Source organism: Streptococcus sp. HMSC062D07 (genome assembly GCF_001814215.1).
Lineage (GTDB): Bacteria > Bacillota > Bacilli > Lactobacillales > Streptococcaceae > Streptococcus > Streptococcus infantis_I.
Genome location: NZ_KV815331.1, coordinates 93,435 through 120,321, shown reverse-complemented (window position 1 = coordinate 120,321; position 26,887 = coordinate 93,435). Strand labels below are relative to the sequence as shown.

The 26,887-nt window shown below is 37.8% G+C and carries 26 protein-coding genes, 1 tRNA gene, 1 pseudogene, 1 riboswitch and 1 other annotated feature (1 of these 30 running past the window's edge); of the genes and pseudogenes, 6 read left to right on the top strand and 22 right to left on the bottom strand.

What is annotated here, in order from left to right; genetic code table 11:
* Positions 1 to 10: 10 nt before the first annotated feature.
* The 3 genes and pseudogenes from HMPREF2957_RS06280 to HMPREF2957_RS06270 form a co-directional block, all read right to left on the bottom strand.
* Positions 11 to 649 (bottom strand): annotated as a pseudogene (locus tag HMPREF2957_RS06280) (hypothetical protein).
* A gap of 66 nt (positions 650 to 715) precedes the next feature.
* Positions 716 to 1,132: a hypothetical protein gene (locus tag HMPREF2957_RS06275; protein WP_070678181.1), complete on the bottom strand. Its 417-nt coding sequence runs from the start codon at positions 1,130 to 1,132 to the stop codon at positions 716 to 718.
* 115 nt (positions 1,133 to 1,247) lie between these two features.
* Complete coding sequence (locus tag HMPREF2957_RS06270; RefSeq protein WP_004252705.1) at positions 1,248 to 1,757, bottom strand: QueT transporter family protein; 510 nt, start codon at positions 1,755 to 1,757, stop codon at positions 1,248 to 1,250.
* A riboswitch (PreQ1 riboswitch) is annotated at positions 1,755 to 1,852 on the bottom strand. It overlaps the preceding gene by 3 nt.
* A 28-nt stretch (positions 1,853 to 1,880) precedes the next feature.
* On the opposite strand from HMPREF2957_RS06270, the gene HMPREF2957_RS06265 reads away from it, so the two are divergent.
* The 3 genes from HMPREF2957_RS06265 to HMPREF2957_RS06255 all read left to right on the top strand — a co-directional run bounded on the left by HMPREF2957_RS06265 (position 1,881) and on the right by HMPREF2957_RS06255 (position 2,946).
* Entirely contained in the window at positions 1,881 to 2,315 is a 435-nt protein-coding gene (locus HMPREF2957_RS06265; protein ID WP_004252703.1) for a GtrA family protein, read from the top strand.
* A 70-nt stretch (positions 2,316 to 2,385) separates the two neighbouring features.
* Positions 2,386 to 2,766 carry a large conductance mechanosensitive channel protein MscL gene (gene mscL, locus HMPREF2957_RS06260; RefSeq protein ID WP_070678179.1) on the top strand — a complete coding sequence of 127 codons (381 nt, stop codon included), beginning with the start codon at positions 2,386 to 2,388 and terminating at the stop codon, positions 2,764 to 2,766.
* A gap of 108 nt (positions 2,767 to 2,874) precedes the next feature.
* A tRNA-Arg gene (locus tag HMPREF2957_RS06255) sits at positions 2,875 to 2,946 on the top strand.
* 64 nt (positions 2,947 to 3,010) lie between these two features.
* On the opposite strand, the gene abc-f is transcribed toward HMPREF2957_RS06255, so the two are convergent.
* Together abc-f and HMPREF2957_RS06245 are read right to left on the bottom strand one after the other, a co-directional pair.
* Positions 3,011 to 4,912: a ribosomal protection-like ABC-F family protein gene (abc-f, locus tag HMPREF2957_RS06250; RefSeq protein WP_070678178.1), complete on the bottom strand. Its 1,902-nt coding sequence runs from the start codon at positions 4,910 to 4,912 to the stop codon at positions 3,011 to 3,013.
* Positions 4,913 to 4,991: 79 nt separating this feature from the next.
* Complete coding sequence (locus HMPREF2957_RS06245) at positions 4,992 to 6,203, bottom strand: DUF5105 domain-containing protein (protein WP_070678177.1); 1,212 nt, start codon at positions 6,201 to 6,203, stop codon at positions 4,992 to 4,994.
* A gap of 238 nt (positions 6,204 to 6,441) precedes the next feature.
* Here HMPREF2957_RS06245 and HMPREF2957_RS06240 point away from each other — a divergent pair, with 238 nt between their 5' ends.
* Both HMPREF2957_RS06240 and HMPREF2957_RS06235 read left to right on the top strand, forming a co-directional pair.
* Positions 6,442 to 8,160, top strand: a complete 1,719-nt coding sequence (locus tag HMPREF2957_RS06240; RefSeq protein WP_070678175.1) for a phospho-sugar mutase — start codon at positions 6,442 to 6,444, stop codon at positions 8,158 to 8,160.
* 106 nt (positions 8,161 to 8,266) lie between these two features.
* Positions 8,267 to 8,614, top strand: a complete 348-nt coding sequence (locus HMPREF2957_RS06235; protein ID WP_070678173.1) for a DUF6568 family protein — start codon at positions 8,267 to 8,269, stop codon at positions 8,612 to 8,614.
* 39 nt (positions 8,615 to 8,653) lie between these two features.
* On the opposite strand, the gene HMPREF2957_RS06230 is transcribed toward HMPREF2957_RS06235, so the two are convergent.
* From HMPREF2957_RS06230 to mutY, 5 genes are all read right to left on the bottom strand, one after another.
* Positions 8,654 to 9,424: a potassium channel family protein gene (locus HMPREF2957_RS06230; protein WP_070678171.1), complete on the bottom strand. Its 771-nt coding sequence runs from the start codon at positions 9,422 to 9,424 to the stop codon at positions 8,654 to 8,656.
* A 93-nt stretch (positions 9,425 to 9,517) separates the two neighbouring features.
* Positions 9,518 to 10,327, bottom strand: coding sequence for an MBL fold metallo-hydrolase (locus HMPREF2957_RS06225; protein WP_004252694.1), 810 nt, complete (start codon positions 10,325 to 10,327; stop codon positions 9,518 to 9,520).
* Between the two features lies 1 nt (position 10,328).
* On the bottom strand, positions 10,329 to 11,678 hold the full coding sequence (gene vicK / locus HMPREF2957_RS06220) for a cell wall metabolism sensor histidine kinase VicK (protein ID WP_070678169.1): 1,350 nt from the start codon (positions 11,676 to 11,678) through the stop codon (positions 10,329 to 10,331).
* A complete protein-coding gene (gene yycF / locus HMPREF2957_RS06215) occupies positions 11,671 to 12,375 on the bottom strand; it encodes a response regulator YycF (RefSeq protein WP_004252689.1) in 705 nt (234 codons plus the stop codon). Before yycF ends, vicK begins: the two co-directional genes overlap by 8 nt.
* Positions 12,376 to 12,441: 66 nt before the next feature.
* On the bottom strand, positions 12,442 to 13,599 hold the full coding sequence (gene mutY, locus HMPREF2957_RS06210) for an A/G-specific adenine glycosylase (RefSeq protein ID WP_004252687.1): 1,158 nt from the start codon (positions 13,597 to 13,599) through the stop codon (positions 12,442 to 12,444).
* Between the two features lie 171 nt (positions 13,600 to 13,770).
* Between mutY and HMPREF2957_RS06205 the strand changes: the two genes are divergently transcribed.
* Positions 13,771 to 16,050 (top strand): Xaa-Pro dipeptidyl-peptidase, encoded by a 2,280-nt coding sequence (locus tag HMPREF2957_RS06205; RefSeq protein WP_070678167.1) that lies wholly within the window; start codon positions 13,771 to 13,773, stop codon positions 16,048 to 16,050.
* Between the two features lie 49 nt (positions 16,051 to 16,099).
* Here HMPREF2957_RS06205 and HMPREF2957_RS09165 read toward each other — a convergent pair whose 3' ends face one another.
* The 12 genes from HMPREF2957_RS09165 to trpX form a co-directional block, all read right to left on the bottom strand.
* Positions 16,100 to 16,261, bottom strand: a complete 162-nt coding sequence (locus HMPREF2957_RS09165; protein WP_006148428.1) for a hypothetical protein — start codon at positions 16,259 to 16,261, stop codon at positions 16,100 to 16,102.
* A 9-nt stretch (positions 16,262 to 16,270) separates the two neighbouring features.
* Complete coding sequence (obgE, locus tag HMPREF2957_RS06200; protein ID WP_033630851.1) at positions 16,271 to 17,581, bottom strand: GTPase ObgE; 1,311 nt, start codon at positions 17,579 to 17,581, stop codon at positions 16,271 to 16,273.
* Positions 17,582 to 17,656: 75 nt separating this feature from the next.
* Positions 17,657 to 17,791 (bottom strand): DUF4044 domain-containing protein, encoded by a 135-nt coding sequence (locus HMPREF2957_RS06195; protein WP_000863850.1) that lies wholly within the window; start codon positions 17,789 to 17,791, stop codon positions 17,657 to 17,659.
* Positions 17,792 to 17,820: 29 nt separating this feature from the next.
* Complete coding sequence (locus HMPREF2957_RS06190) at positions 17,821 to 18,012, bottom strand: PspC domain-containing protein (RefSeq protein WP_052689745.1); 192 nt, start codon at positions 18,010 to 18,012, stop codon at positions 17,821 to 17,823.
* Between the two features lie 27 nt (positions 18,013 to 18,039).
* Positions 18,040 to 19,356 carry a glycosyltransferase family 4 protein gene (locus tag HMPREF2957_RS06185; protein WP_070678165.1) on the bottom strand — a complete coding sequence of 439 codons (1,317 nt, stop codon included), beginning with the start codon at positions 19,354 to 19,356 and terminating at the stop codon, positions 18,040 to 18,042.
* An 8-nt stretch (positions 19,357 to 19,364) separates the two neighbouring features.
* Positions 19,365 to 20,408, bottom strand: coding sequence for a glycosyltransferase family 4 protein (locus HMPREF2957_RS06180; RefSeq protein WP_186822912.1), 1,044 nt, complete (start codon positions 20,406 to 20,408; stop codon positions 19,365 to 19,367).
* A 108-nt stretch (positions 20,409 to 20,516) separates the two neighbouring features.
* Entirely contained in the window at positions 20,517 to 20,846 is a 330-nt protein-coding gene (locus HMPREF2957_RS06175) for a metal-sulfur cluster assembly factor (RefSeq protein WP_004252676.1), read from the bottom strand.
* A gap of 16 nt (positions 20,847 to 20,862) precedes the next feature.
* Complete coding sequence (gene rpoD, locus HMPREF2957_RS06170; RefSeq protein WP_004252673.1) at positions 20,863 to 21,972, bottom strand: RNA polymerase sigma factor RpoD; 1,110 nt, start codon at positions 21,970 to 21,972, stop codon at positions 20,863 to 20,865.
* A 2-nt stretch (positions 21,973 to 21,974) separates the two neighbouring features.
* Positions 21,975 to 23,735 carry a DNA primase gene (gene dnaG, locus HMPREF2957_RS06165; RefSeq protein WP_004252672.1) on the bottom strand — a complete coding sequence of 587 codons (1,761 nt, stop codon included), beginning with the start codon at positions 23,733 to 23,735 and terminating at the stop codon, positions 21,975 to 21,977.
* Between the two features lie 246 nt (positions 23,736 to 23,981).
* Positions 23,982 to 24,740, bottom strand: coding sequence for an ABC transporter ATP-binding protein (locus tag HMPREF2957_RS06160; protein ID WP_070678162.1), 759 nt, complete (start codon positions 24,738 to 24,740; stop codon positions 23,982 to 23,984).
* Entirely contained in the window at positions 24,737 to 25,603 is an 867-nt protein-coding gene (locus HMPREF2957_RS06155) for an ABC transporter permease (protein WP_036752806.1), read from the bottom strand. The genes HMPREF2957_RS06160 and HMPREF2957_RS06155 overlap by 4 nt, the downstream gene beginning before the upstream one ends.
* Positions 25,604 to 25,663: 60 nt before the next feature.
* The gene (gene trpX / locus HMPREF2957_RS06150; protein WP_070678161.1) at positions 25,664 to 26,662 is read right to left on the bottom strand and encodes a tryptophan ABC transporter substrate-binding protein; all 999 of its coding nucleotides are present in this window, start codon (positions 26,660 to 26,662) and stop codon (positions 25,664 to 25,666) included.
* A 134-nt stretch (positions 26,663 to 26,796) separates the two neighbouring features.
* Positions 26,797 to 26,887: a binding site (T-box leader), on the bottom strand (it continues 124 nt past the right edge of the window).

Here is a 26,887-nt window from a genome sequence, read left to right as displayed (position 1 = left end):
TTCTTGTTCTTTACATTTGAATGTTAGCAAAAGCTTCAATTTCTTCTGCAGTCAATCCTACAAGCTCTGAAACCCACAAGCCGACAATATCTGATAAAACAGAATCGCTGACATATTCATTCTCACCATGACCATATTTACAAGTGAATAGAGGGGTTCTTATCGCTGAATGATAAAAATTGAACGCTAACTCTTGCAGTTTCTCTGGCTGAAATTCGAGTCCCAACTATTGTACAAGTCCAGCTCTCACTTTATCCCACTCTTCGCCTTTTGACTGGTAGTTTTCTCGTGCTTTATTGAGAAATCCTTGACAGAATTTTACCAACAAATCCTTGTTTTGATAGAGTAAACGACAAGAAAAATCAGTGATAGAACCAGCATGGAGTAAGAAAGTAAGCAAGTCGTCAAGACTTTCTGCTACCCGACCAACTTGGCCTTCACTCCCTATAAAGCCGATACTCTCATCCTCAAGAATCACATATTCTCCCCCACTACCGTCTTTAGCAAAGGCTATGGGCGAAAGAGAATAAACTTCATTGTTCTGAGAAAATTCAACCTCTTTCAACTGGTCATAAAAGAGAATATCGCATTCTTTCATCAATAAGTTTCTCAGTTGATTATCTTCTCTTATTACTTGTAGTTGAAGCATATTAGCTACTCTCCTGGATTTGACAATTGTCACAAATGACAACAATTCAATTTTAGCAATCGACTCTTAATAATAATAATAGATTTTAATATGGCACTTCTTGGCCACATTGGCAAGATTTTTCAATAACTCCTCGTTTCTTTTGCTTTTTCCAAAATGAAAAGTAAAAGATTTTCCATCTTTCCTTGTAAAGTACAGATGATACCTGTCCCCATTCATTCTTCTCCCTCGAACGTAATCAATATCAATCTGTCTAACTTCAGCCAGAGGAACAATCCTTTTTCTAAAAAGAATAATCGTGTGAATGTATAATCTTCCCTTAGCAATATGAAACGGGGCAAAATAGTTTCCACCACTTTGACGCACAATGACATAACGACGCCATAGAATCAGTAAAAGAAGGAAGGAAATAAAGTAAATAGCAAAAGTCAAAACCGAGCTTTTCATCATCGATTTTATCCCAATCAAAAAATAATCTATCATGATTAAACCGCCTTTTTTAACCTATTATACCACTTTTAATGAGCATCTATTTTATTGTCAAAGAAAAAGACTGAACAAAGTTCAGCCCTTTTTACGAATGGTTGATAAGATGTCTTTATCTAGTCAAATCAATACGTTGACCAATTTTACCAATGATAATTGCACCAACAATTAGTGAAGCGAATTCTCCGATACCAGTAGTGAACCATGTAAAGAAGAATGGTGCTTCTGCTACGATGTTTAATTCAGCAGCAATAGTGATCATTGAAATTGAAAATAGAATTGAAAAGAAGAAATGATCTTTTCGAATCAATCCATTAAAAAGATAGTCTTTACTATATTTACTGAACAACCAAACTCCTAAGCTTAGGAAGACAAGAGTTGATCCTCCACCTACAGCGACATCAATGAGTCCAAAACTGAAGAAATTAGCTATCATACATCCAAGAGTAACACCGATAATGTACTTAGGATTATAAAAAGCTAGGAAATTCATCATTTCAGAAATACGGAATTGGTAAGCTCCATAACTAATGGCATTGAGTGGTGGTGTAATAGTCAAAACCACATAAATTGCTGCGACAATGGCAATGTCAGCCAAATCGCGGACAGTAAGTTTTTTCATGTTTTCTCCTTTAGCGGCTATCCCGCGTCTAATATGCTTGGTGAAAGAAGCTAAGCACCAAGGGTTGAGCAAGTCAACTTTATTAGTATAGCACATTTAAATGCTTTATGCTATACTAATCTTATGAAAAGATACATTAAAAAATTCTTCGATAACGAAATTTTATCTTATTTATTTTTCGGCGTTGCTACTACCGTAGTATCAATATTTGTCCGCATCGTCATCTTCTATCTTACTCATCAAGAGTTAGTTGCGACTGCCTTGGGAAATATTGCTGGAATCCTATTTGCTTTCTTTACAAATGACACATTTGTATTTAAGCAAGAAAGAAAAAACTGGTTTAATCGATTAATTAAATTTACCTCTGCAAGACTTATCACCTTTTTATTGGATCTTCTACTAACTTTTATTTTTGTGACATGCTTCCCACAAATTATTGGTTACTTTGTTGGAAATGATATTAATAAAATTAATACAGTTGAAATCTTCATTGCACAAGTTACGATGGTGGTTCTCAACTACGTTTTTAGTAAGCTTTTCGTATTTAAAAAAAAATAAGCACCTTTCTTGCATTTAATATAAATTTACGATATAATCTAGACTGAAAAATTTCGAAAGGAAAAAGATTATGTTAAAGGATCTTAAAGATTTCTTGCTCCGTGGCAACGTCGTTGACCTTGCTGTCGGTGTGATCATCGCCACTGCTTTTGGTGCTATCATCAATTCATTTGTTAATGATATCATCACTCCACTTCTATTGAACCCAGCCTTGGAAGCTGCGAATGTACAAAACATCGCTGAGCTTGCTTGGAATGGTGTTACATATGGTAAGTTCTTGAGCGCTGTTATCAACTTCGTTGTAATTGGTACTGTTCTCTTCTTCATGATTAAAGCTATTGAAAAAGCTCAAAACCTTCGTAAGAAAGAAGAAGTTGCTGAAGAAGCTCCAGCAGCTCCAACTGAATTGGAAGTTCTTCAAGAAATCAAAGCACTTCTTGAAAAAAAATAAACATTTAAAAGGATTTAGGTATTGTCTAAATCCTTTTTTATTGTTATATTTCATCTTTTAGATGACTCTTGAGTTACACCATATTTTTTGATATAATGAGGGAAGTTTCCACCCTTAGTGTAATGGATATCACGTAAGATTCCGGTTCTTGAAATGGGGGTTCGATTCCCTCAGGGTGGATTATAGATAAAATATTATTAATAATTGAAAAAGCAGTGTATTATCACTGCTTTTTTATTTATATCTATACCTGCTCCGATAGTTCTTCCCACTCCAGCATAGCTTCTTCATGACGCTGACTAATCTTATCAAGTTCTGCTTGTAATTGCATGAGTTCATCTGCATCATTGGTGGTATGCATTTGTTCAGAGATAACTTGGGCTTGAGTTTCCAGCTCTTCGATTTCTGTCTCAAGACTTTCGATTTGTCTCATCAATTTACGAAGTTCTTTTTGACTTTCCTTTTGAGCTTGGTAGTCATTAACTGGAGAAGCCACTTTTTCTTGGCTATAAGTTGACGCTTCTTCCTCTTGACTAGCTGCCAACTCTGCTTTTTTTTCAACATAATAGTCATAATCACCCAAATAGACGGTCGAACCATTTTCGGACAATTCCAGAACATGTGTAGCGACACGATTGATAAAATAACGGTCATGGCTGACAAATAGAAGAGTTCCATCAAAGTCAATTAGTGCATTTTCCAGAACTTCCTTACTATCAATATCCAAATGGTTGGTCGGCTCGTCAAGAATCAGGAAGTTATTATTTTCCATTGATAGTTTAGCCAGTAACAAGCGAGCTTTCTCTCCACCTGAAAGCATGCCAACTGATTTCTTTACATCATCACCTGAAAAAAGGAAGGCGCCTAAACGATTTCGGATTTCCACTTCTGGCGTCAATCTAAAATCATTCCAAAGTTCATCTAAAACTGTATTACTTGGTGTCAACTTACTTTGAGTTTGGTCATAGTAGCCAACTTCAACATTCGCACCGAAACGCTTCTCACCCTTTATAAAAGGGATCTGATCAACAATAGACTTGATAAAGGTTGTCTTTCCAATCCCATTCGGACCTACAACTGCTACGGCATTCATCTTACGAAGGTCGAGGTTTATAGGCTCTGATAATATTTCTCCATCATATCCAATAGCAGCATTCTCAACTGTCAGCACAATATTACCAGATGTTTTATCAGAGTGAAAGGTCATATTGGCTGATTTATTCCCAGCTTCAGGCTTATCTAAACGCTCCATCTTTTCCAGTTGTTTACGTCTAGATTGAGCACGTTTGGTAGTTGAAGCTCGAACAAGATTTCGGCTAACAAAGTCTTCTAAAGCAGCAATTTCCTTCTGTTGCTTTTCGTAGTTCTTAGCTTCAGTCAGTAACTTCTGCTCTTTCTGCTCCACAAAGCTTGAGTAGTTTCCTACATATCTATCTAAAGAATGTTTGGTTAAGTCGAGCGTTATGGTTGCTACCTTATCGAGGAAATAACGGTCGTGACTAACAATTATCAAGGCACCACTGTAATTAACCAGATAGTTTTCTAACCAGGCAATGGTTTCAATATCCAGGTGGTTGGTCGGCTCATCCAAAACCAAGAGATTTGGCTTTTCAAGGAGCATTTTGGCTAGGGCTAATCTTGTATTTTGACCTCCAGAAAGCTCAGCAATTTTCATCTGCCACATAAACTCATCAAACTTAAAACCATTTAAAATGGCGCGAATATCAGCTTCATAGGTAAATCCTCCAGCCTGACGGAATTCTTCAGATAGACGATCGTAGTCTGACATGAGCTTATCGAGTTCTGCACCTGTCTTTTCCCCCATCTCTAGCTCCATTTGGCGAAGTTGTCTTTCAGTAGTACGTAAGTCATCAAAGACGTGAAGCATCTCGTCATAGATAGTATTTTCGGATTCAAATCGACTATCCTGTGCTAAGTAAGAAAGGGAAATATCTTTTTTCTTATTAATCTCACCAGAAGTTGGCTCTTCTTCCCCGACCAATATCTTTAATAGTGTCGACTTACCTGCTCCATTTTTACCAACGAGAGCAATACGATCTCTTTCATCTACTTGTAGATTAATATTTTCAAATAGAACATCGCCCGCAAAAGAACGTTCGATTTTATTAGCTTGTAAAATAATCATGTAACTATTTTACTATCTTTTTCTGTTTTTAACAATTCAAATAAAAAAAGTTCGAGCTTTAAACTCGAACTTTTAGATATTAATAACCAATACCACCACGGAATGTACGTGCCATATCTTTTAAGTTATAGTTCTTAGAAGATGTGTCGATTGTCCATTTACCGTCTTTCTTAGTCATCTTGATTTCGTAACCTTCTTTTTGCATATTATCGCTAGTATCAAGAGGAGTTGAATCAAATTGACTTGGTGCATTTTCTAAAATGTACTTCTCACCAGCTTTCATAGCTTCTGAGTAGCTGCTGTATTTACCTTTGTTTTCGTCGTAGAATTTACGGCTCAATTCATGGACATTCAAGTTATCCAAGTCGATTGTTTCAGGTCTTACATAGATAACTGCATAGTCTGGCAAGTAAGTTTTAACTTTGTAATCAACTTTTGCTCGTTTTGCATTTGCTTTGATATATGCTTCTGCAAATGTACGAAGTTCAGAATCAGATGGTTTGTAGTTGTAGAATCCTTTACCGAATGACTCAATAAATTTCTTGATAAATTCTTCTCTGTCAGCCTTCACATCGTTTGTAATAAGGTCAGAAGAGCTTGAAGATTTTTTATCATCTGACTTCTTGTCGTCAGATTTCTTATCGTCTGATTTCTTATCATCTGACTTTTTATCTTCAAGTGCAACGATTTGAGTTTTATCATTAGTAAAGCTTACGTTTGATGCACCACCAGTGTTTTCACCATCTAGGTAAACAGCATCAACATAATTTTTCATAGCTTCTTTAGCTTCATCAATAGTATCTTCGTATTGACTTGGATCAACCTTGATAGCTACGTCATTTTTACCTTTTTTATTTTCTTTTACATCATCGTAAAAGCTCGGTGCAAAGTGAAGTTCATATTTAGAATCTTTATTAACTTCATAAACTACATAACCAGCAACACTCTTGCCTTTAGAGAGACTATCTCCGTATGACATAAATTTTGTTTTACTGTCTGACTCATAAATTTGAATCGGTTCAACTTTTTCGTCTTTTTCGTTATAAAGTGCAATATCTTGGCTAGTAAAGCTAAACTGTTTATCACGATTGTTTTTAATCTCAACTTGAAGAGCAAGATAGTGTGAATTTGAATCTTCATCTTTAGGAAGGACATACATACCGTCTTTAACAGAAACTTCAAAGTTTGAGTTAGATGCAGTACCATTATCACTTGCTTTCTTACTATTTCCACAAGCTACCAATGCTAAAGCAGTCAAAACTAAAGCAGAATGCTTAAGAACTTTTTTCATAATAGAAAATCTCCTTTTTTTATTTATTATATTGTACCATACAGTCAAAAATTTTCAAACCAGAAACAGGAAATCGCTTTTAAAAATATTGTAAATTTTTAAATATAATAAATATCTACTCATTCTATGATTAAAATGAAACTTAAATTCAAAGAACTGAGCCACGCTAACGTTTTACTAAAACTTTAAATCGTGGTATAATGAAGGCGATTAGATTATATATTAAAGGAGATATCTTATGACTTACCAAGAAAACTACCAAAAATGGGTTGATTTCGCTGACCTACCAGATTACCTTCGTCGTGATTTGGAAAACATGGATGAAAAAACTAAAGAAGATGCCTTCTACACAAATCTTGAATTTGGTACTGCAGGTATGCGCGGATTAATTGGTGCGGGTACAAACCGTATTAACATCTATGTTGTTCGTCAAGCAACAGAGGGGTTGGCTCGTTTGATCGAATCAAAAGGTGGAAACGAAAAAGAACGTGGTGTTGCCATCGCTTATGATAGCCGTCACTTCTCTCCAGAATTTGCCTTTGAATCAGCAGCAGTTCTTGCTAAACACGGTATTAAATCATATGTCTTTGAAAGTCTCCGTCCAACTCCAGAACTTTCATTTGCTGTTCGTCACCTCAACTGCTTTGCAGGTATCATGATTACGGCTAGCCACAACCCTGCTCCATTCAATGGTTACAAGGTTTACGGAGAAGATGGTGGTCAAATGCCTCCACATGATGCGGACGCTTTGACAACTTATATTCGTGCTATTGAAAATCCATTTGCAGTTGAAGTTGCTGATGTGGAAGCCGAAAAAGCTTCAGGTTTAATCGAAGTTATTGGTGAAGCAGTCGATGCAGAATACCTCAAAGAAGTTAAAGATGTAAACATCAACACAGCCTTGATTGAAGAATTTGGTAAAGACATGAAGATTGTCTACACTCCTCTTCACGGTACTGGTGAAATGTTGGCTCGCCGTGCTCTTGCACAAGCAGGATTTGATTCAGTTCAAGTCGTGGAAGCTCAAGCAACTCCAGATCCAGACTTCTCTACTGTTAAATCACCAAACCCAGAAAGTCAAGCAGCCTTTGCTCTTGCTGAAGAACTTGGTCGTCAAGTTGGTGCAGATGTTCTTGTGGCAACTGACCCTGATGCTGACCGTGTCGGTGTTGAAGTCCTTCAAAAAGATGGTAGCTACCTTAACCTTTCAGGGAATAAAATCGGTGCTATCATGGCTAAATACATCTTGGAAGCTCATAAAAATGCTGGAACTCTTCCTGAAAATGCAGCCCTATGTAAATCTATCGTTTCAACTGACTTGGTAACGAAGATTGCTGAAAGCTACGGCGCAACTATGTTCAACGTTTTGACTGGTTTCAAATTTATCGCTGAAAAAATTCAAGAATTCGAAGAAAAACACAATCACACTTACATGATGGGATTTGAAGAAAGCTTCGGTTACTTGATTAAACCATTCGTGCGTGATAAAGATGCCATCCAAGCAGTCCTTGTAGTTGCTGAACTTGCTGCCTACTACCGTTCACGCGGTTTGACACTTGCTGACGGTATCGAAGAAATCTACAAAGAGTATGGCTACTATGCTGAGAAGACAATCTCTGTTACCCTTTCAGGTGTCGATGGTGCTGAACAAATCAAAGCGATTATGGCTAAATTCCGTGAAAACGGGCCTAAAGAATGGAACGCAACAGCTATTACAGTCGTAGAAGACTTCAAAACTCAAACAGCTACTGATGCTGACGGTACTGTAACAGCCTTGACTACTCCTCCAAGTGATGTCTTGAAATACACACTTGCTGATGGTTCATGGATTGCAGTTCGTCCTTCCGGTACTGAACCAAAAATCAAGTTCTACATTGCCGTTGTTGGAGAAAGCAACGAAGATTCACAATCTAAGATTGCTAATATCGAAGCTGAAATCAATGCCTTTGTAAAATAAACAATTAAAAGATGAGATCAACCAATCTCATCTTTTTTCGTATCAAATCTAAGCATTTTTAAAGACTTTATGGCATACTAGATTTAAAAGAAAGCGAGGAAAACTCATGGAACAATTTTTAGAAAATATTAAAGATCTTGAAGTTACAACTGTTGCGCGTGCGCAAGAAACTCTTGATAAAAAAGAAACTGCTACATTCTTTATCGGCCGCAAAACTTGCCCTTACTGCCGTAAATTTGCTGGCACTTTGGCTGGTGTGGTAGCTGAAACCAAAGCACACATCTATTTCATCAATAGTGAAGAACCAAGTCAACTAGATGCATTGCAAGACTTCCGATCACGTTACGAAATCCCAACTGTACCAGGTTTTGTTCATGTTGAAAATGGAGAGATTAAGGTCCGTTGTGATTCTTCTATGTCAGCTCAAGAAATCAAAGAATTTGCTGGATTGTAAAAACCACTCGTTTGAGTGGTTTTTGTGTTTTCTAAATTATTACTTTTTAAGCAATTCTTGTACCATTTTATGAAGTTCTTCAATCCTTTCAGCCTGCTTCTCGACTAAACGCCTTTGCATAACTAATTCATTCTGTAGTTCATCTAATTTGGATTCTTCATTAGAATTTTCTTTAACAAAAAAATTAGTTAAGGCGCTAGTCAGCATCCCAATCGTTCCAATTCCCACTAGCATTAAGATTATTGCTAACCATTTCCCAAATATTGAACTTGGGACTATATCACCATAACCAACAGTTGTTACTGTAACAATAGCCCACCAAAGACTGTCTGAAAAAGCTTTCTCCTCTACAACTGATAAGATTGAGCTTCCAACAAATACAATAAATACATTGACATATAAGATATAAAGCAAGCCATTCGTTCGTAGTAATCTACTAGCTTTTCTTTCTAATTTTCCACTTAAACCAATTATTCTTAATAATCTTGTAAGTTTAACTAATTTTGTTAATTTTGCTAAACGAAAAATGCGTCCCAAACGGAAAACTGTAAAAATAGCATTTAATGGAAGAATTGCTAATAAATCAAAAATATTATCAATAATGAAACGAAATTTTTCTTTACTAGTAAAGAAACGCCATAGATAGTCTACTATAAACACTATCCAAATCATTAAATCAATAATATTGTAAGGCGGATTATCCAAATCTATAACATCCATAAATCCAAAAATAACCAGCACAACAGATATCAATGCCAATAATATTATGGTTGTGTCATAGTAATCTACAAACGTCCAAGTCTTTTTCAATTTATATTTCTCCATTATGATTGCTTATGAATTTATTATAGCATAAATTAAAAACTAAGATTCAGTAAAAAGAACACCAATAGGTGTTCCTTTTTATATATCCGTTAAAGGAGTTGCAGTGTCTGGAGATGTATCGTAAACTTGAAAATCCACTCCTACTCCTAGATCTGCTTGAGCTAACTGATTGACCATGGTCATGTGGGCTAGCTCCTTGATATTATTCTCTTTAGATAGATGTCCTAGGTAAATCTTCTTGGTACGATTACCTAGTGTGCGAATCATGGCGTCTGCTCCATCTTCATTTGAGAGGTGACCAAGGTCTGACAGAATCCGCTGCTTGAGTCGCCATGCATAAGATCCAGCTCTCAGGATTTCAACATCATGATTTGACTCTATCAGATAGCCATCTGCATTCTCGACAATGCCAGCCATACGGTCACTAACATAGCCTGTATCCGTCAGCATAACAAAGCTCTTGTCATCCTTCATAAAACGATAGAATTGGGGAGCAACTGCATCATGGCTAACTCCAAAACTCTCAATATCGATATCTCCAAATGTTTTAGTTTTCCCCATTTCAAAGATATGCTTTTGAGAAGAGTCTACTTTACCTAGATACTTACTATTTTCCATAGCCTGCCAGGTCTTTTCATTGGCGTAAAGATCCATGCCATACTTACGAGCTAAAACTCCAACACCATGTATATGGTCAGCATGCTCATGCGTAATCAAAATAGCATCTAAATCTTCTGGTTTACGATTGATTTCACCTAATAAGCTTGTAATTTTTTTACCAGATAAACCGGCATCCACTAAAATCTTTTTCTTAGGGGTTTCTAGATAAAAGGAATTTCCACTAGAACCCGATGCTAAAATACTATATTTAAAGCCTGTTTCACTCATTCTAGTCTTCTACTTCATCCTCCCATACTTCTTCTTTTACAGCATCATTATCATAAGGAAGAACAATGGTAAAGGTAGAACCCTTCCCGTATTCACTCTTGGCCCAGATAAATCCATTGTGTTGCTTGATGATTTCTTTTGCTATCGCAAGACCTAAACCAGTCCCACCTTGGGCACGACTTCTAGCCTTATCAACCCTATAGAAACGGTCAAAAATCTTCGGTAAATCTTCTTTAGGAATCCCAAGTCCTTGGTCCGAAATTGATAAAATCATCTGGTCATCAGTGGTTTTCATGCTAACCGTAATTTTCCCACCATCAGGAGAATACTTGATAGCATTATTTAGAATATTATCGATTACCTGAGTCATCTTGTCTGTATCAATTTCAATCCAAACAGAATTAATAGGGTAGTCTCTGACTAATTCATACTTCTTGTCCTCATCTTGGCTTCTCATCTTATCAAAACGATTGAGAATAAAAGTGATAAATGCTGTAAAGTTAATCAACTCAACATCTAGATGACTGGTTGCATTATCAATACGCGAAAGATGCAAGAGGTCCGTTACCATTCGCATCATACGGTTGGTCTCATCTAAAGATACTTTGATAAAATCAGGAGCAACAGGTTCATATAATGCACCCTCATCCAAGGCCTCTAGGTAAGATTTGACACTGGTCAATGGAGTTCGCAATTCATGACTAACGTTGGAAACGAAAAGCCTTCTCTCGCGCTCTTCCTTCTCTTGTTCAGTCGTATCATGTAGAACTGCTACCAAACCAGAGATAAAGCCAGATTCTCTACGAATCAAGGCAAAACGCACACGCAAACTAATATACTCCCCATTTACATTTTGGGAATAAATCATCATTTCAGGACTTTGAGTAATCAAGTCTCTGAGTTCATACTCATCTTCAATCTTGAGCAACTCTAAAATGTTTTGATTGAGCGCGTCATCACTTTCAACCCCAAGTTGTCTTTTAGCCATATCGTTAATCATAGTGATTTGACCACGACGATTGGTTGCAAGAACCCCATCAGTCATGTATGATAGGATACTATGCAATCTTTTACTTTCCTGCTCAAGGTTTTCTTGAGTTAGACGAATAACTTCAGACAAATCATTTAGATTATTGGTAATATTGGTTATTTCAGTATTCCCCTGCATATCTAATACCTGAGAATAATCACCAGCAATTAAATCTTTAATCTTTTGATTTAACTGTTTGAGTCGAATATTATCTCTACGGCCTTCAAGCAAGAGAAAGCTAACAAGCATGATGAAACCAAGTAATATGAGTACAAAGACGAAATCTCTGGTTAAAATTGTTTGTTTAATTATATCAATCATTATTTCTCATATAATAACCCACACCACGACGAGTTAAGATATATTCAGGTCTACTTGGTGTGTCTTCAATCTTCTCACGTAGACGTCTAATGGTAACATCGACAGTACGAACATCACCAAAATAATCATAACCCCAAACAGTCTCAAGGAGGTGTTCACGGGTAATAACTTGACCAAGATGAGAAGCTAAGTGATGCAACAACTCAAACTCTCTGTGAGTTAAGTCCAATTCTTCTCCATATTTTTTGGCTACATAAGCATCTGGAAGAATCTCTAAATCTCTAATTTGAAGACTTTGCAATTTAGTATCTTCCTCTTGGTTGTCAACTGCAACTAACTCCGTACGACGAAGAAGAGCCTTAACACGCGCTTGTAGCTCACGGTTTGAAAATGGCTTGGTCACATAATCATCTGCACCAAGTTCAAGACCAATAACCTTGTCAAACTCACTATCTTTTGCTGAAAGCATGATAATTGGAACACTACTTGTCTTGCGAATTGTTTTAGCCACTTCAAGACCATCAATTTCTGGAAGCATCAAATCCAAGATAATAATATCTGGTTTCTCAGCCTCAAACAATTCAATCGCTTCACGTCCATTAAAGGCTGTAACAACTTCATAGCCTTCCTTGGTCATATTAAACTTAATAATATCTGAGATTGGTTTTTCATCATCTACAATCAATATTTTTTTCATATAGTCACCTTTTTCCTTGTATCAATTATACCAAAAAATTGCAAAGAAGACACGCAAGACTAGTGGTCAGCATCTTTTTGAATACTCTTGCCAAATTTTTTGTTGAGGTTTTGCTAGTGGGTAGAGGTCAAAATCTTCAGGAGTTAACCAAACTACCTCTTTATCACAATATTCTTTGCTATCAACTACTTGCCCGGATAGGATTCGTACATGCCACTTTCGATGGCTAAAGATATGTTTGACTTCTTCGAAATGACTATCCTGCCACTCAACTTCTAAATCATAATCCTGCTCAAAACTTTCTTGCGGTGATGGCCCAAGTTGAATAGATGGTTCAGCTACCTGATTAAAGAGATTTAGTTCTTCATTTTTCGAAAATTCATCTACCTCAATCAAGGGAAAATGCCAAAATCCAGCAAGTAACTTTTCACTTTCATTCTTTTCTAGTAAAAACTGTCCTTTAGCATTTTGAACAACTAAAGCATTAAGATAGACGGGAACTGGCTTTTTCTTTGCCGCTTTAATCGGATAGCAATCCATTGTTCCATTTTTATAGGCAGCACTAAAATCTTTAACTGGACTATCTTCTGGCTTCGGATTAACGGGTGCCTCAATATCTGAACCCAAATCCATCAAGGCTTGATTGAAATCACCTGGACGTTCTGGATCAATCAAAATTTCCATCATAGCTTGAAATATCTTGCGATTACTTGGATTACCAATGTCGTGATTGACTTCAAATAAACGAGCCAAAACACGCATGACATTCCCATCAACTGCTGGTTGTGGTAGATTAAAGGCAATACTTGAAATAGCTCCGGCTGTATAGGGACCTATCCCTTTCAAGCTTGAAATACCTTCGTAAGTTGAAGGAAATTCTCCATTTAATTCATTCATAATCTGCTGAGCTGCAGTTTGCATATTGCGAACACGCGAATAATATCCAAGACCTTCCCAAACCTTTAATAAACGTTCTTCAGGTGCATTTGCTAAAGTCTCTACAGTTGGAAAGCTTTCTAAAAAACGTTCATAATAGGGAATAACTGTATCAACTCTGGTCTGCTGCAACATGATTTCAGATACCCAGATATGGTATGGATTTTTAGTCCTTCTCCAAGGTAGGTCCCGCTTATTTTCATCATACCAAGCTAAAAGTTTTTGACGGAAAGAGAGAATTTTCTCCTCTTCCCATATGGTCACACCGTATTTCTCCAAATCTAACATATATCTAGTATAGCATATCCTTATAGGATACTCAAAAAATGAAAATTGTCCTTGTTTTGGTATCAGCTCTCTTATCATACCTGACTATAAGTCATATCTCTACTCTTTCTGTTATTTTCTATGATTTTTTGATATAATGACTCTTGAATGATTCTTTAAAAGGAGATATCCATGCGTTTTAATCAATTTAGTTATTATCCCGTTACACCCCAACAAGCTTTACAAGAATTATCTGAGCTCGGATTCAAGCTTGATCTTTCAGCTTCACATAAAGAACAGTTTGAAGCTTTTGTTAGGACTTGTTTTTTTAATTACACAAATACGGATTATCCCCTTACTACTTTAGCAGTTGATAAAGAAACAGATTTACTCACTTTCTTCAATTCGGACCGTGAATTGACAGCAGAAATTTTCTACACTGTTGCCTTTCAATTGCTTGGATTCAGTTACTTAGTAGACTTTGAAGATGGTCTTGCTTTTCACAAAGAAACAGCGTTTCCGATCGTTTACGGAGATTTAATCGACAATTTCTACCAGCTTTTAAATACACGCACTAAAAAAGGGAACACCCTTATCGATCAGTTAGTTAGTGATGGTCTTATTCCTGAGGACAATAACTATCACTACTTCAATGGCAAGAGTTTGGCAACCTTCAATACTAACAATGTCATTCGTGAAGTAGTTTATGTAGAGACTCGTGTTGATTCTGATAAAGATGGTCTACCTGACCTCATCAAGGTAAATATCATTCGTCCAGCATACAATGGAAAGATTCCAGCTGTCATGACAGCAAGTCCATACCATCAAGGAACCAATGACAAAGCAAGCGATAAGGCTCTCTATAAGATGGAAGCCGAACTAGAAGTCAAGGAACCACATGAAATTACGTTAGAAAATCCAACCCTGGACTTGGTTGAACCAGTTGGGGATGCTGAACTTGTTTCTGAAGCTGAAGAAAAACTCACTCATATCAATAGCAGCTACACACTTAACGACTACTTCCTTCCAAGAGGTTTTGCCAATATCTACGTATCAGGTCTTGGTACCAAAGATTCACAAGGTCAGATGACTAACGGAGATTACCGTCAAGTTGAAGCTTATAAGAATGTTATCGATTGGCTAAATGGTCGTTGTCGTGCCTTTACGGATCATAGTCGTAAACGTCAAGTAAAAGCTGATTGGTCAAATGGTAAAGTGGCAACTACTGGTCTTTCTTACCTAGGAACAATGTCTAACGGCCTTGCTACTACAGGAGTTGATGGTTTAGAAGTCATTATTGCTGAAGCAGGTATCTCATCATGGTACAACTATTACCGTGAAAATGGTCTTGTGACAAGCCCAGGCGGCTATCCTGGAGAGGACTTCGATTCATTAGATGAATTAACTTATTCTCGTAATCTATTAGCTGGTGACTTTATTCGTGGAAACGAGGCTCATAAAGCTTCCATAGAAGAACTCAAGAAAAATCTAGACCGTAAAACTGGAGATTATAACCAATTTTGGCATGACAGAAACTACCTTCTTAATGCTAAAAAGGTTAAGGCTGAAGTTGTCTTTACTCACGGTTCGCAAGACTGGAATGTAAAACCACTTCATGTCTATCAAATGTTCAATGCTCTTCCAAGCAATATTAAGAAACATCTCTTTTACCATAACGGCGCTCATGTTTATATGAACAACTGGCAGTCTATTGATTTCCGTGAATCCATGAATGCCCTTTTGACACAGAAATTATTGGGTCAAAGCACTAACTACCAACTTTCAAGTGTCGTTTGGCAAGACAATACTGCTCCTCAAACTTGGCTGTCACTTGAAGATTTTGGAAATCAAACTGACCATAAAACTTTCTCTTTAGGTACTGAGGAAGCTGTCATTGAAAATCATTACCAAGATTCTGACTTCGAACGATTTGGAAAGACTTACCAAACCTTTAACAATGAACTTTATCAAGGTAAGGTGAATCAGATTACCATTGATCTTCCAGTGACTGAAGATCTTCATATCAATGGTCGTGTTAAACTAAACCTTCGTCTCAAGTCAAGTACCAATAAAGGTCTTCTCTCTGCTCAACTTCTCGAACTTGGTCAAAAGAAATACCTTCAACCTTATCCTGGAGTCTTGGCTGCTCGTACTATTGATAATGGTCGTTACCATATGCTGGAAAACCTTTGCGAGCTACCATTTACTCCAAATGCTCAACGTGTTATCACCAAAGGCTATCTCAATCTTCAAAATCGTCATGATTTATTAAAAATTGAAGAAGTTAAACCAGATGAATGGATGGAATTCCAATTTGAATTACAGCCAACTATTTATAAACTAAAAGAAGGCGATGCTCTCCGACTTGTTCTTTATACTACTGACTTTGAAATTACTGTCCGTGACAATACTGACTATCAATTAACTGTAGACCTTGCTCAGTCTAGTCTCGAAATTCCTTATCAAAAGTAGTTCGTTAATCAGAAAACCCGTGATAAAAATATCACGGGTTCTTTTACTCTTATTTTTTTTCTTCGGCTTGTTTCTTCATTCTCGCAAGTCTCAATGAACGATTGGGATTGAGGCGATTAAAAAGTTCTTCTAATTTCTTTTCATTCCAGACGTCTGCTGCAGAAACAAAATTTCCATCAGCATCTCGGAAAGATATTGGTTTATCACCCATAGCTATCTCCTAGTCTACAAATTCAAACTCAAATTTTCCAATACGGACAAGGTCGCCGTCCTTAGCACCACGAGCACGAAGAGCTTCATCAACTCCCATACCACGCAACTGACGCGCAAATTTCATGACAGACTCATCACGGTCAAAGTTAGTCATATTAAAGAGTTTCATGAGTTTTTCACCTGAAAGAACCCAAGTTGCATCATCGTCACGACCAATCTCAAATGGTTTTTCTTCTTCATCGAAGCCGTAATATGCTTCTTCTTCCATTTCTGATTCGTCATAAAGAAGGAATTCTGGCGTTTTATCAAGAAGCTCAGCCGTTGCATCTAATAGAGGTGCAAGACCTTGCTTAGTCAAACCTGAAATTGGAAAGATTGGCGGTAATTCTTCAAATTCATCATAATTAGCAGCCAATTTTTTCTTGAATTCTTCAAGGTTTTCCTGACTCTCAGGCATATCCATTTTATTAGCAACAATAATCTGTGGACGCTCCATAAGACGAAGGTTATAAGATTCAAGTTCCTTGTTGATTGCTAGATAGTCCTCGTAAGGATCACGTCCTTCGCTAGCTGACATGTCAATGATATGCAGGATAACGCGAGTACGCTCGATATGGCGAAGGAACTGAGTTCCTAGTCCAACACCTTGGCTAGCACCTTCAATCAATCCAGGAAGGTCTGCAACGGCAAAGGATTCACCGGACTGGGTACGGACCATACCAAGATTTGGCACAATTGTCGTAAAGTGGTAGGCACCAATTTTTGGCTTAGCAGAGGTAATCACGCTAAGGAGTGTTGATTTACCTACAGATGGGAAACCAACTAAACCTACATCCGCAAGGATTTTAAGTTCTAACTGTAATTCACGTTCTTGACCAGGTTCTCCGTTTTCTGAGATTTCGGGCGCAGGATTTTTAGGTGTTGCAAAACGAATATTACCTCGACCACCACGACCACCGTGAGCCACGATGAACTCTTGTCCGTTCTCTATCAAATCAGTGAGAACTTTTCCAGTCTCCGCATCACGCACGGTTGTCCCTTGAGGTACACGGACAATCAAGTCTTCTGCACCTCGGCCATGCATTCCTTTTGTCATCCCTTTTTCACCTGATTGGGCCTTGAAATGACGATTGTAACGGAAGTCCATAAGGGTACGTAACCCTTCGTCTACAACGAAAACAACGTTACCACCACGTCCTCCATCACCGCCCCATGGTCCACCATTAGGGACGTATTTTTCACGACGAAAGGCAACCATGCCATCGCCACCATTACCAGCCTTTACTTTAATCTTGGCTGTGTCTAAAAACATACTCATATTCTCTTCTCACTTTAAAAAGGGCTGGGAAATCCCAGTCACCAACTATTACTACTTGCTAGAAAATCTAGCATTTTAAAATCTGCTAAATACACCGATAGCTGTAGCAAAGATACCTGCTAAGGTTACAAATAACATGATTAATACGACAAACATCGTTAGTTTTTCAAAGAAAGTTTTTTTACGTTTCCCATTATCACCAAATGCCATTTTTTCTCCTTTACTATAATACTCTAATCTTAATATTCATCAGATACAGGAGCGATTGCCCACAAAATTAAGTAAGCAATAAGTCCAGCACCATAACAGAAAGCTAGAACTCCCCAAATCACACGTACAATTGTAGGGTCAATATCAAAATAATTAGCTAAACCAGCGCATACACCACCGATTTTTTGATCTCTACCACTTCTCATAAATTTCTTTTTCATTTTTTTTATTTCCTTTCTTTGATTCGATTAGTCGTTCAAATATTTTCTTAAATGACTCAACTGTTTTCTAGAAGCTTTCAACATACGTCTTGAACCCTTGACCGGCATAGACACTGCTTGTTGCGGTATATAAAATACCGTCTTTAAAATACGTTTCGTAACAGGTTCATCTGCAGTCAATTCTTTTTCAAAATTATTTGAAATAATAACATCTAGATAGAATTCATGCACTCTCTTAGCAAAATTCTCAGCTGAAATTTCATACAATTTTTCAGCCAAGTGTTTTTCATCCATTGACGGTGTAGCAAGTAAAGCCTCAAGAATCGCTCCTGCCAAGTCCCTTTCCTCATAATAAAGGGTTCCAAACATTTTATCATTGATGAGATTATCCAAATAAGGATTACCATGGGCAATAACAGGTGTCTTACTAGCTAAACTTTCCAGATAAGTCAATCCCTGAGTCTCACTTGTAGAAGCCGATATGAAGAAATCAGCTGCCTTATAATAGAGTGCCGTCTCATTTGGCGGAATCATACCTGTAAAGATAACAGAATCTCGAATTTTTAAATCTTCTGCTTGCTCCTTAAGGTTGTCTAAATAAGGTCCATCTCCAGCTACAACCAGTTTAACATTTGGTTCTTCTTTTAGGACATCTGGTAAAGCTTTAAGAACTGCTTGAATATTCTTCTCGTAAGAAACTCGAGAAAGACTTAGAAGCATCTTTTCGTCTTGTTGGATCCCTAGTTTATCCCTTAAGTCACTAATGTGTTCAGGACCAATCTCAGGGCGTTCAAATTTGGCAAGTTCAATTCCAGTAGGAATGACACGCTTTTCAACTTTTACCTTATAGTCAGATAAAAGGTCGCGTACAATTTCACTCGGGCAAATAACCCCATCAACATCATGCAAAAAACCTCGAACAAGATATTTGACCATACTTGGACGAATCAACATTCCCTTAGCAATATAGTGAACATAATCCTCGTACTGGGTATGATATGTATGAATGACTGGAATTTTCAGTTCTCGAGCAATCCAAATCCCCAATAAACCAAGAGAAAACTCAGTTTGGGTATGAATGATATCGAGTTTGTATTGTTTAGCAATCTCAAGAGCTTTCGTAAATCCACGGTAAGCGAAACGACGGTCTTTAAAGGCAAAGAAAGGAACACTAGGAATACGGATAATCTGCCAGTCTTCATAACGATTGACATCCTTATCGGTTGTCGTGAAGATAAAGACTGCATGCCCTTGCTTTTCAAGCTCTGTTTTTAAGGTTCGAATACTGGTTGCAACACCCGAAACCTGTGGGAAATAAGTATCTGTAAATAATCCAATTCGCATATACTACCTCATTTTTTTCCTAAAGCCGCTTGCTCCCGATAGAATTTTAGCCATATTTCAAGGAGATGCTCCTCTGAGTATTCTCTTGAAATAGCCTTGGCCTTTTCTTTTAACTCTTTCAAATCTTCTGGATGCTCTCTATATTCCATAATAGCGTGTTTCATCTCTTCCACATCGGTGGTTGGTCTGTAATTGCCTTCTAGAATCACCTTATAAAGATCTAAGTCCCGAAGCATAATGGGAGCTTCACAACTCGCAGCTTCTAGAATGGTCATCGGAAAGAGCTCGTTATAGCTAGGAAGTAAGAACAAATCTGCCAAAGCATAGAGTTCTCTCATCCGTTCTGGCTCAACAATTCCAGGGAAAATCAGATTCTCTGGTGGATTATCCATGATTTTTTTATAACGTTCATAACCATCGGTTATCCCACCAAATGAGAAACCTCCAGCCCAAATAAAGGTGATGTCCGGTAGTTCCTCAGCAAGAGTGATGAAATCATCGATTCCCTTACGTTTCTGAACCTGCCCAGCTCCTACTACTACAAATTGATTGTCACTCAACCCCATATCTTGTCGAAGTTGACTTACTTTTTCTGCAGAAAGTGGGTGCCATTTTTCTTTGTTAACAAAGTTAGGGATATAGGTCACTTTTTCACGAGGAATACCAGCTGCAACCAAATCTTCGATAAAAGTAGGATTAACCACGACCAAGTGTTCCATACGGTCATAAAAAGAAAACACATAGCGCTTAACAATCCCTTTTAGAAAGAATGGAATCTTCAAACTACCTTCTAAGGTGTCAGGCAAGAAGTGGACATAACCAATCCTACGACCTGAACGCTTCTTTTGAAAAGTTGACAGATAATAAGGAAGGTCGATTGTATGAAAATGAGTAACATCAGCTTCTACAGGAAGATTCTCCGTTACAATTAGTTGGTCTTTCGCATCACGTTTCAAAAGTTGCACAAGTTCACGGTAAGCTCCAGAAACACCTTGTCCTGCTACCTTTTCACTCGAACTTAGCATGTTGATGCGTAATTTCTCTTTTTCCATACTATCCATTATATCATTTTATTGAAAGAAAATCAGCAAATTAAAAAAGAGATAGCATAAAAGCTAGGGAATTTCCTAACACTTATACTATTTCTTTTTTATATCATTCTATTTAATACCTAAAGCGATACGTGCATAGCGACTCATTTTTTCAACCGTCCAAGCTGGATACCAAACTAATTTCACTTCAACGTTAGTAACTTCTGGTACATCTGTCATAGCATCATAAATTTGATCTGTCAAGAGGTCTGCTAATGGACAACCCATAGTCGTTAAGGTCATATCAATCTCAGTATCACCGGTATCACCATCAAATCGAATCTCATAAATCAGACCTAGGTTGACGATATCGATTCCTAATTCTGGGTCGATAACTTCTTCTAATGCAGATAAGATTTTCGTTTTGATAGTTTCAATTTGCTCTTCTGTATAAGCCATGTGTAATCCTCCAATTTTAATCTTCGATAAAGTCACGAAGTGGTTTACTACGACTAGGCTGGCGAAGTTTTCTCAATGCTTTTGCCTCAATCTGACGAATACGCTCACGAGTGACATTGAAGACTTTACCAACATCTTCTAGAGTACGCATTTTACCATCATCGAGACCAAAACGAAGACGAAGAACATTTTCTTCACGATCTGTAAGAGTATCCAAAACTTCATCCAACTGCTCGCGCAAGACGATGCGAGTTGTGTAATCAACTGGATTTTCAATCACTTCATCTTCGATAAAGTCACCAAGATGGCTATCATCTTCTTCACCAATAGGCGTTTCTAGAGAAACTGGTTCTTGAGCAATCTTAAGGATTTCACGAACCTTATCAGGCGTCATATCCATTCGTTCAGCAATTTGCTCAGGAGTAGGGTCTTGTCCCAACTCTTGAAGAAGATTACGTTGTTCACGAACAAGCTTGTTGATAGTTTCCACCATGTGAACCGGGATACGGATGGTACGAGCTTGGTCAGCAATGGCACGTGTAATAGCCTGACGGATCCACCAAGTTGCATAAGTTGAGAATTTGAACCCTTTAGAGTAGTCAAATTTATCAACGGCTTTCATAAGCCCCATGTTACCCTCTTGGATTAAGTCAAGGAATTGCATGCCACGTCCAACATAGCGTTTCGCGATAGACACAACCAAACGAAGGTTAGCTTCTGCTAGACGTTGCTTAGCTTCAACATCGCCTGCTTCAACAGCAAGAGCTAATTCTTTTTCTTCTTCGTTAGTAAGAAGAGGTACAACACCGATTTCCTTCAAGTACATACGAACAGGGTCATTGACTTTGGCAGATGTTGAACCAATTAAGTCTTCATCGCTAAGTTCTGGTTCTTCCTCTGTACTTAAAACACGTTCACTCGGATTTCCTTCGTTATCAGTGATTGCAATACCTGCATCTTGAATTCGTTGCAAAAGATTCTCAATACCTTCTACATCAAGAGCAAAAGGAATTACAAGGACATTGTTAATTTCATCATCTGTCGCAGTACCAGTTTTCTTATGGTTACGAATAAATTCTGCAACTTGGACATCAAAAGTTGTTACTTCTTTTTGTTTTTTTGCCATTCTTACTCCATTCTTCTTTTTTGGGCAATTAAGCGTTCAAGCTCTTCTAAAGCAGCATCTGTGTCGCCTACATGACTAGCTTCCTGAACTTTCTTTTTAATTTGCAAGTTTTGTTGATTCAAAAGAGCACGATTACGAGACTCCTCCACTTCCTTTAATTCTTCTGGAGACATTTCAGAAGGTAGATCCAAGGCTAACACTTGGTACCAAGCATTTTCCACTTCTCTAGTCTGATTTGCCAAGTCTTCAGAAGAAATCGAACCATTATCAATCAAGAGTCCATACAAGGTCTGAAACTCTGGAGTTTCAAATACAAAATCATCTCTCAAACGATAATCATTCAACACAAGGGGGTGCTCCATCATACGATAAAGAATATGTGCTTCAGCTCTCATGACTGCCGTCAATTGTTTAGAAACCGACATAGTAATTGGTGTCGGATTAACAACCTGCTTCACTTTTTCTTGTCTTTGTCTGACACGACTTTCGTTGATAATGTGCTCAACTTGTTGATAATCAAAAGATGGTAAATGATCCGTCAACAAATGAATATAGGTGTTCTGGGCTGTGATAGAAGGTTCTTTGACGATAAGAGGTGCAATTTTCTCGATAAAATCAATCTGTGCTTGAAGATTTTCACTATTACTTGGTTTGTAATGATGAATGTAAAACTCAATCGGACTGATTCTAGTATTGGATAAAAGATAAGCCAAATCATCTGGAGAATTCTTTTGTAAATACTCATCAGGATCCATTGCATCAGGAATCTGGACAACTTGTACAGGTAGATCTTTAAGCTCATCCAAAGCTTTAGCAGTTGCAGCTTGTCCTGCCTTATCACCGTCATAAGTGATAATCACTTTTTTTGTAAAGCGTTTGAGATGTTCGACGTGTTCCGCAGTCAAGGCCGTTCCCATGGAAGCTACTGCATTTTCAATACCAGCACGGTAGGCTGCAATAACATCCATAAAGCCTTCCATCAGATAAATTTCAGGAGCTTTACCTGAGCCTTTTTTTACCCTATCCAAATGATATAATTCGTAACTCTTGTTAAAAATCGCCGTCGCTCGACTATTTTTATACTTGGCAGTTTGAGAATCTGTCTCTTGCCAAATCCGTCCAGAGAAAGCAATTACCTTTCCTTGGTCGTTTGAGAGTGGAAATATAATCCGGTTATGGAAAGTATCAAAAAATTGGTTACTTTCCGATAGATAAAATAGACCTGAATCCAGCAAGTCCTTCTCACTATAATCGTCTGCTAAACGCTGATAAAGATAAGAGCGTTCTGCTGGAGCTAGACCAATCATAAAGTGTTTAATGACATCATCAGTCAAGCCACGTTTATAGAGATAGTTTCTCGCCTCCTCACCCATTTTAGTCGTCATGAGGATTGCATGATAAAAGCGTGCAGCCTTGTCATGCATATCGTAGAGATTTTGATGGGGTGACGTGTGTGGGACAGAGTTATGTACGGGAGCTTCAAGGTGCATTCCGAGTCGTTCGCCCAACATCCTTACCGCATCCGCAAAAGTTACTTGTTGATACTCTTCTATAAACTTAAAGACGTCTCCGGAACGACCACAACCAAAACAGTGGTAAAATTGCTTATCTTCGACCACGTTAAAGGAAGGGGTCTTTTCACCATGAAAAGGACAGAGCCCCAAAAAGTTCCGTCCAGATTTTTGTAAAGAAATCACTTCTCCTATGATTTCGACAATATTGGTATTGCTTTTGATTTCTTCGATGACTCTCTTGTCAACCATAGACAATACCTCCATTTTATCACAGTTTCCTTTATAGTATACTTTATTTCTGAAAAAAAGTAAACCATTTCATACCTTTTACATGCTTCTATTTCATAGAAAATAGGCAGTTTCGAGAGTAAAATTTTAGGAAATTACACATTTACCTAAAATTAAAAAATATATAAATAAAAAAATCTCTATTTGCTTCAACAAAAAAACTTAGAGGTAAAATTTTATCTCTAAGTTTTTTGTAAATGAGAAATCTTATTCAAACAACTGATAGTAATCTGAAATCTTCATCTTGGCTTTTTCATCCTTGTTTAAATCTTGGATGATACGTCCTTCTTTCATGACAATGAGACGATTTCCATACTTGAGAGCATCTTCCATATGGTGGGTAATCATTAATGCTGTTAGATGGTCCTTGCTGACAAAGTCATCTGTCAATTCCATCAAGGACACACTTGTTTTAGGGTCAAGGGCTGCCGTATGTTCATCCAACAAAAGGAGTTCAGGACGTTTCAAGGTTGCCATCAAGAGGCTCAAGGCCTGTCTTTGTCCACCTGACAAGAATTCAATCGGTGTATCCAAGTGTTTTTCTAGACCATTTCCGACTTTCTCAATGGTTGTTTGAAATTCTTCCTTGTAAGCTGAGAGTCTTCTCGGAAAAAGTCCACGTTTTTCACCACGAAACTTAGCAATTAAGAGATTTTCTGCAACCGTCATACGAGGGGCAGTTCCCATCTTAGGATCCTGAAAGACACGAGAAAGGTACTTGGCACGTTTTTCAGGGCTAAAATGAGTCACATCCTCACCCATAATACGAATAGTCCCACTAGTCAAGGGCAAAGTTCCTGCAATACTATTAAAGAGTGTTGATTTTCCCGCTCCATTTCCACCCAAGATTGTGATGAAGTCATGTTCATAAATATCTAGCGAAACATCGTTTAGGATAATCTTTTCTTCATCAAATCCATTTTTCACAATTTTTGTGGCATTTTTTAATTCTACAATCGCTGTCATTTGCTTAACTTGACTCCTTTCAAGTATTTATCCTTAAGGGTTGGAATGACTAGACAAGTTGCTAGGATAAGAGCACTGTATAGACGGAGGTAGCTAGTATTAAAGCCAAGAGCAATGACTCCCCATACCAAGAATTGGTAACTAATAGAACCAACAACAATAGTAACCAGACGTTCTGCTAATGTAAGACTCTTAAAGAGTACTTCACCGATAATTAAGCTTGCAAGACCAACTACGATAACCCCGATACCACGAGAAACATCTGCATAGCCTTCTTGTTGAGCGATAAGAGCGCCAGCAAGTGCGATCACACCATTTGACAAGACCAAGCCCATCAACTCCATACGTCCAGTATTGATACCAAAACTACGAGCCATATCTGGATTATCTCCTGTTGCGATATAAGCTTGTCCCAATTTAGTATCTAGGAAGAAAAGCATAAGAAGGATAACCAAAGTCACAAAAATCAAACCTGTAAATAATTGATTAACCTCAGATGAGAAAGGAAGAACGTCCTGGATTTGTTTAGTTCCTAAGAGCCCAAGGTTTGCCCGTCCCATAATCATGAGCATGATAGAATGGCAAGAAGTCATCACCAAAATACCAGACAAGAGTGTTGGAATCTTTCCTTTCGTGTAAAGAAGACCAGTCGCTAAACCTGCAAGACAGCCTGCTCCAACAGCTACTAAGGTAGCAAGAAAAGGATTGACACCTTGTGTAATTAGAGTTACTGCTACCGCTCCTCCTAGTGGGAAGGAACCCTCGGTTGTCATATCTGGAAAGTTGAGGATTCGAAAGGTCATAAAGATTCCCAAACCTAGAATAGCCCAAACAAATCCTTGTGAAATAATCGATACTATCATGTTACATTCATTTCCTTCTTTTAAAAATTGGAGGAGATGTCTCCAACTCCTCCTTCATTCTTATTCGATTACTTGACCAGCTTCTTTAAGAACTGATTCAGGTACAGTGATTCCAAGTTCTTGAACCACTTTTTTATTGATAACTGATTTACCAGTTGAGAAGACATTAACTGGAGTATCTGCAGGTTTTTCACCCTTCAAGACTTTGGCAATCATCTTACCAGTAGCCACACCAAGATCGTGTTGGTCCACAACGACTGATGCCAAACCACCTGCCTCTACCATTGCAGTTGCGCTTGGGTAGATTGGTTTTTTAGCTGTTTGGTTACTTGATACTACAGTTGAGAACGCAGATGCGATTGTGTTGTCAATTGGAACCCAGATTGCATCTACTTTACCAGTCATAACATTAACTGTTGAAGCAATTTCGTTAGTTGAAGGAACTGCAAAAGTCTCTACTTTCAAACCAGCTTTTTCTGCGTAAGCTTTGAACTCTTCGACTTGTGATTTTGAGTTATCTTCGCTACTTGAGTAAAGAGCTCCAACTGTCTTGACATCAGGAGTCAATGTTTTAATCAATTCAACCTGTTGTTGAGCAGGGTTATGGTCAGATACCCCTGTGATGTTTCCACCTGGTTTTTCCAAGTTTTGTACAAGGTTAGCTCCAACTGGGTCTGTAATAGCTGCCATGATAACAGGAAGATCTTTTGTTGCACTTGCTAGCCCCTGAGCTGCAGGTGTCGCAATTCCGACAACAACATCATTTCCATTTGACACCAATTGTTTACTCATTGTGGCAACCTTACTTTGGTCACCTTCTGAGTTCATAAAGTCGATTTTAACTTGGTCGCCTTTGTAGCCTTCTTCAGCAAGCCCATCTTGGATACCTTGGTAGATCAAGTCAAGCGATGGGTGACTGACGAACTGTAGAACACCAACCTTAGCTGTTTTGTTAGCTGTCTCAGTTTTAGTTTCTTGTTTAGTTAAGTTAGAGTAGACCAAGCTTCCTCCAACTACAAGTGCTAGTGCTGCAATAATACCAATTAAACGTTTATTCATATCTATTTCTCCTTATTTCACTTAAACTTAGTAATGTTCATTACACTTTCATTATAACTTTACCAAGCGTCGCCATCGTTTGATTTCCATCATTTTTTCCTCCCCATAGAAAAAGTCCTCACACAAAAAACTTGTGTGAGGACGTCGATGCGCGGTGCCACCTCAATTATAGGAATTATTCCTATCGCTCTTACTCGCTTCACGAGTTGCACTATAAGGTGTGCT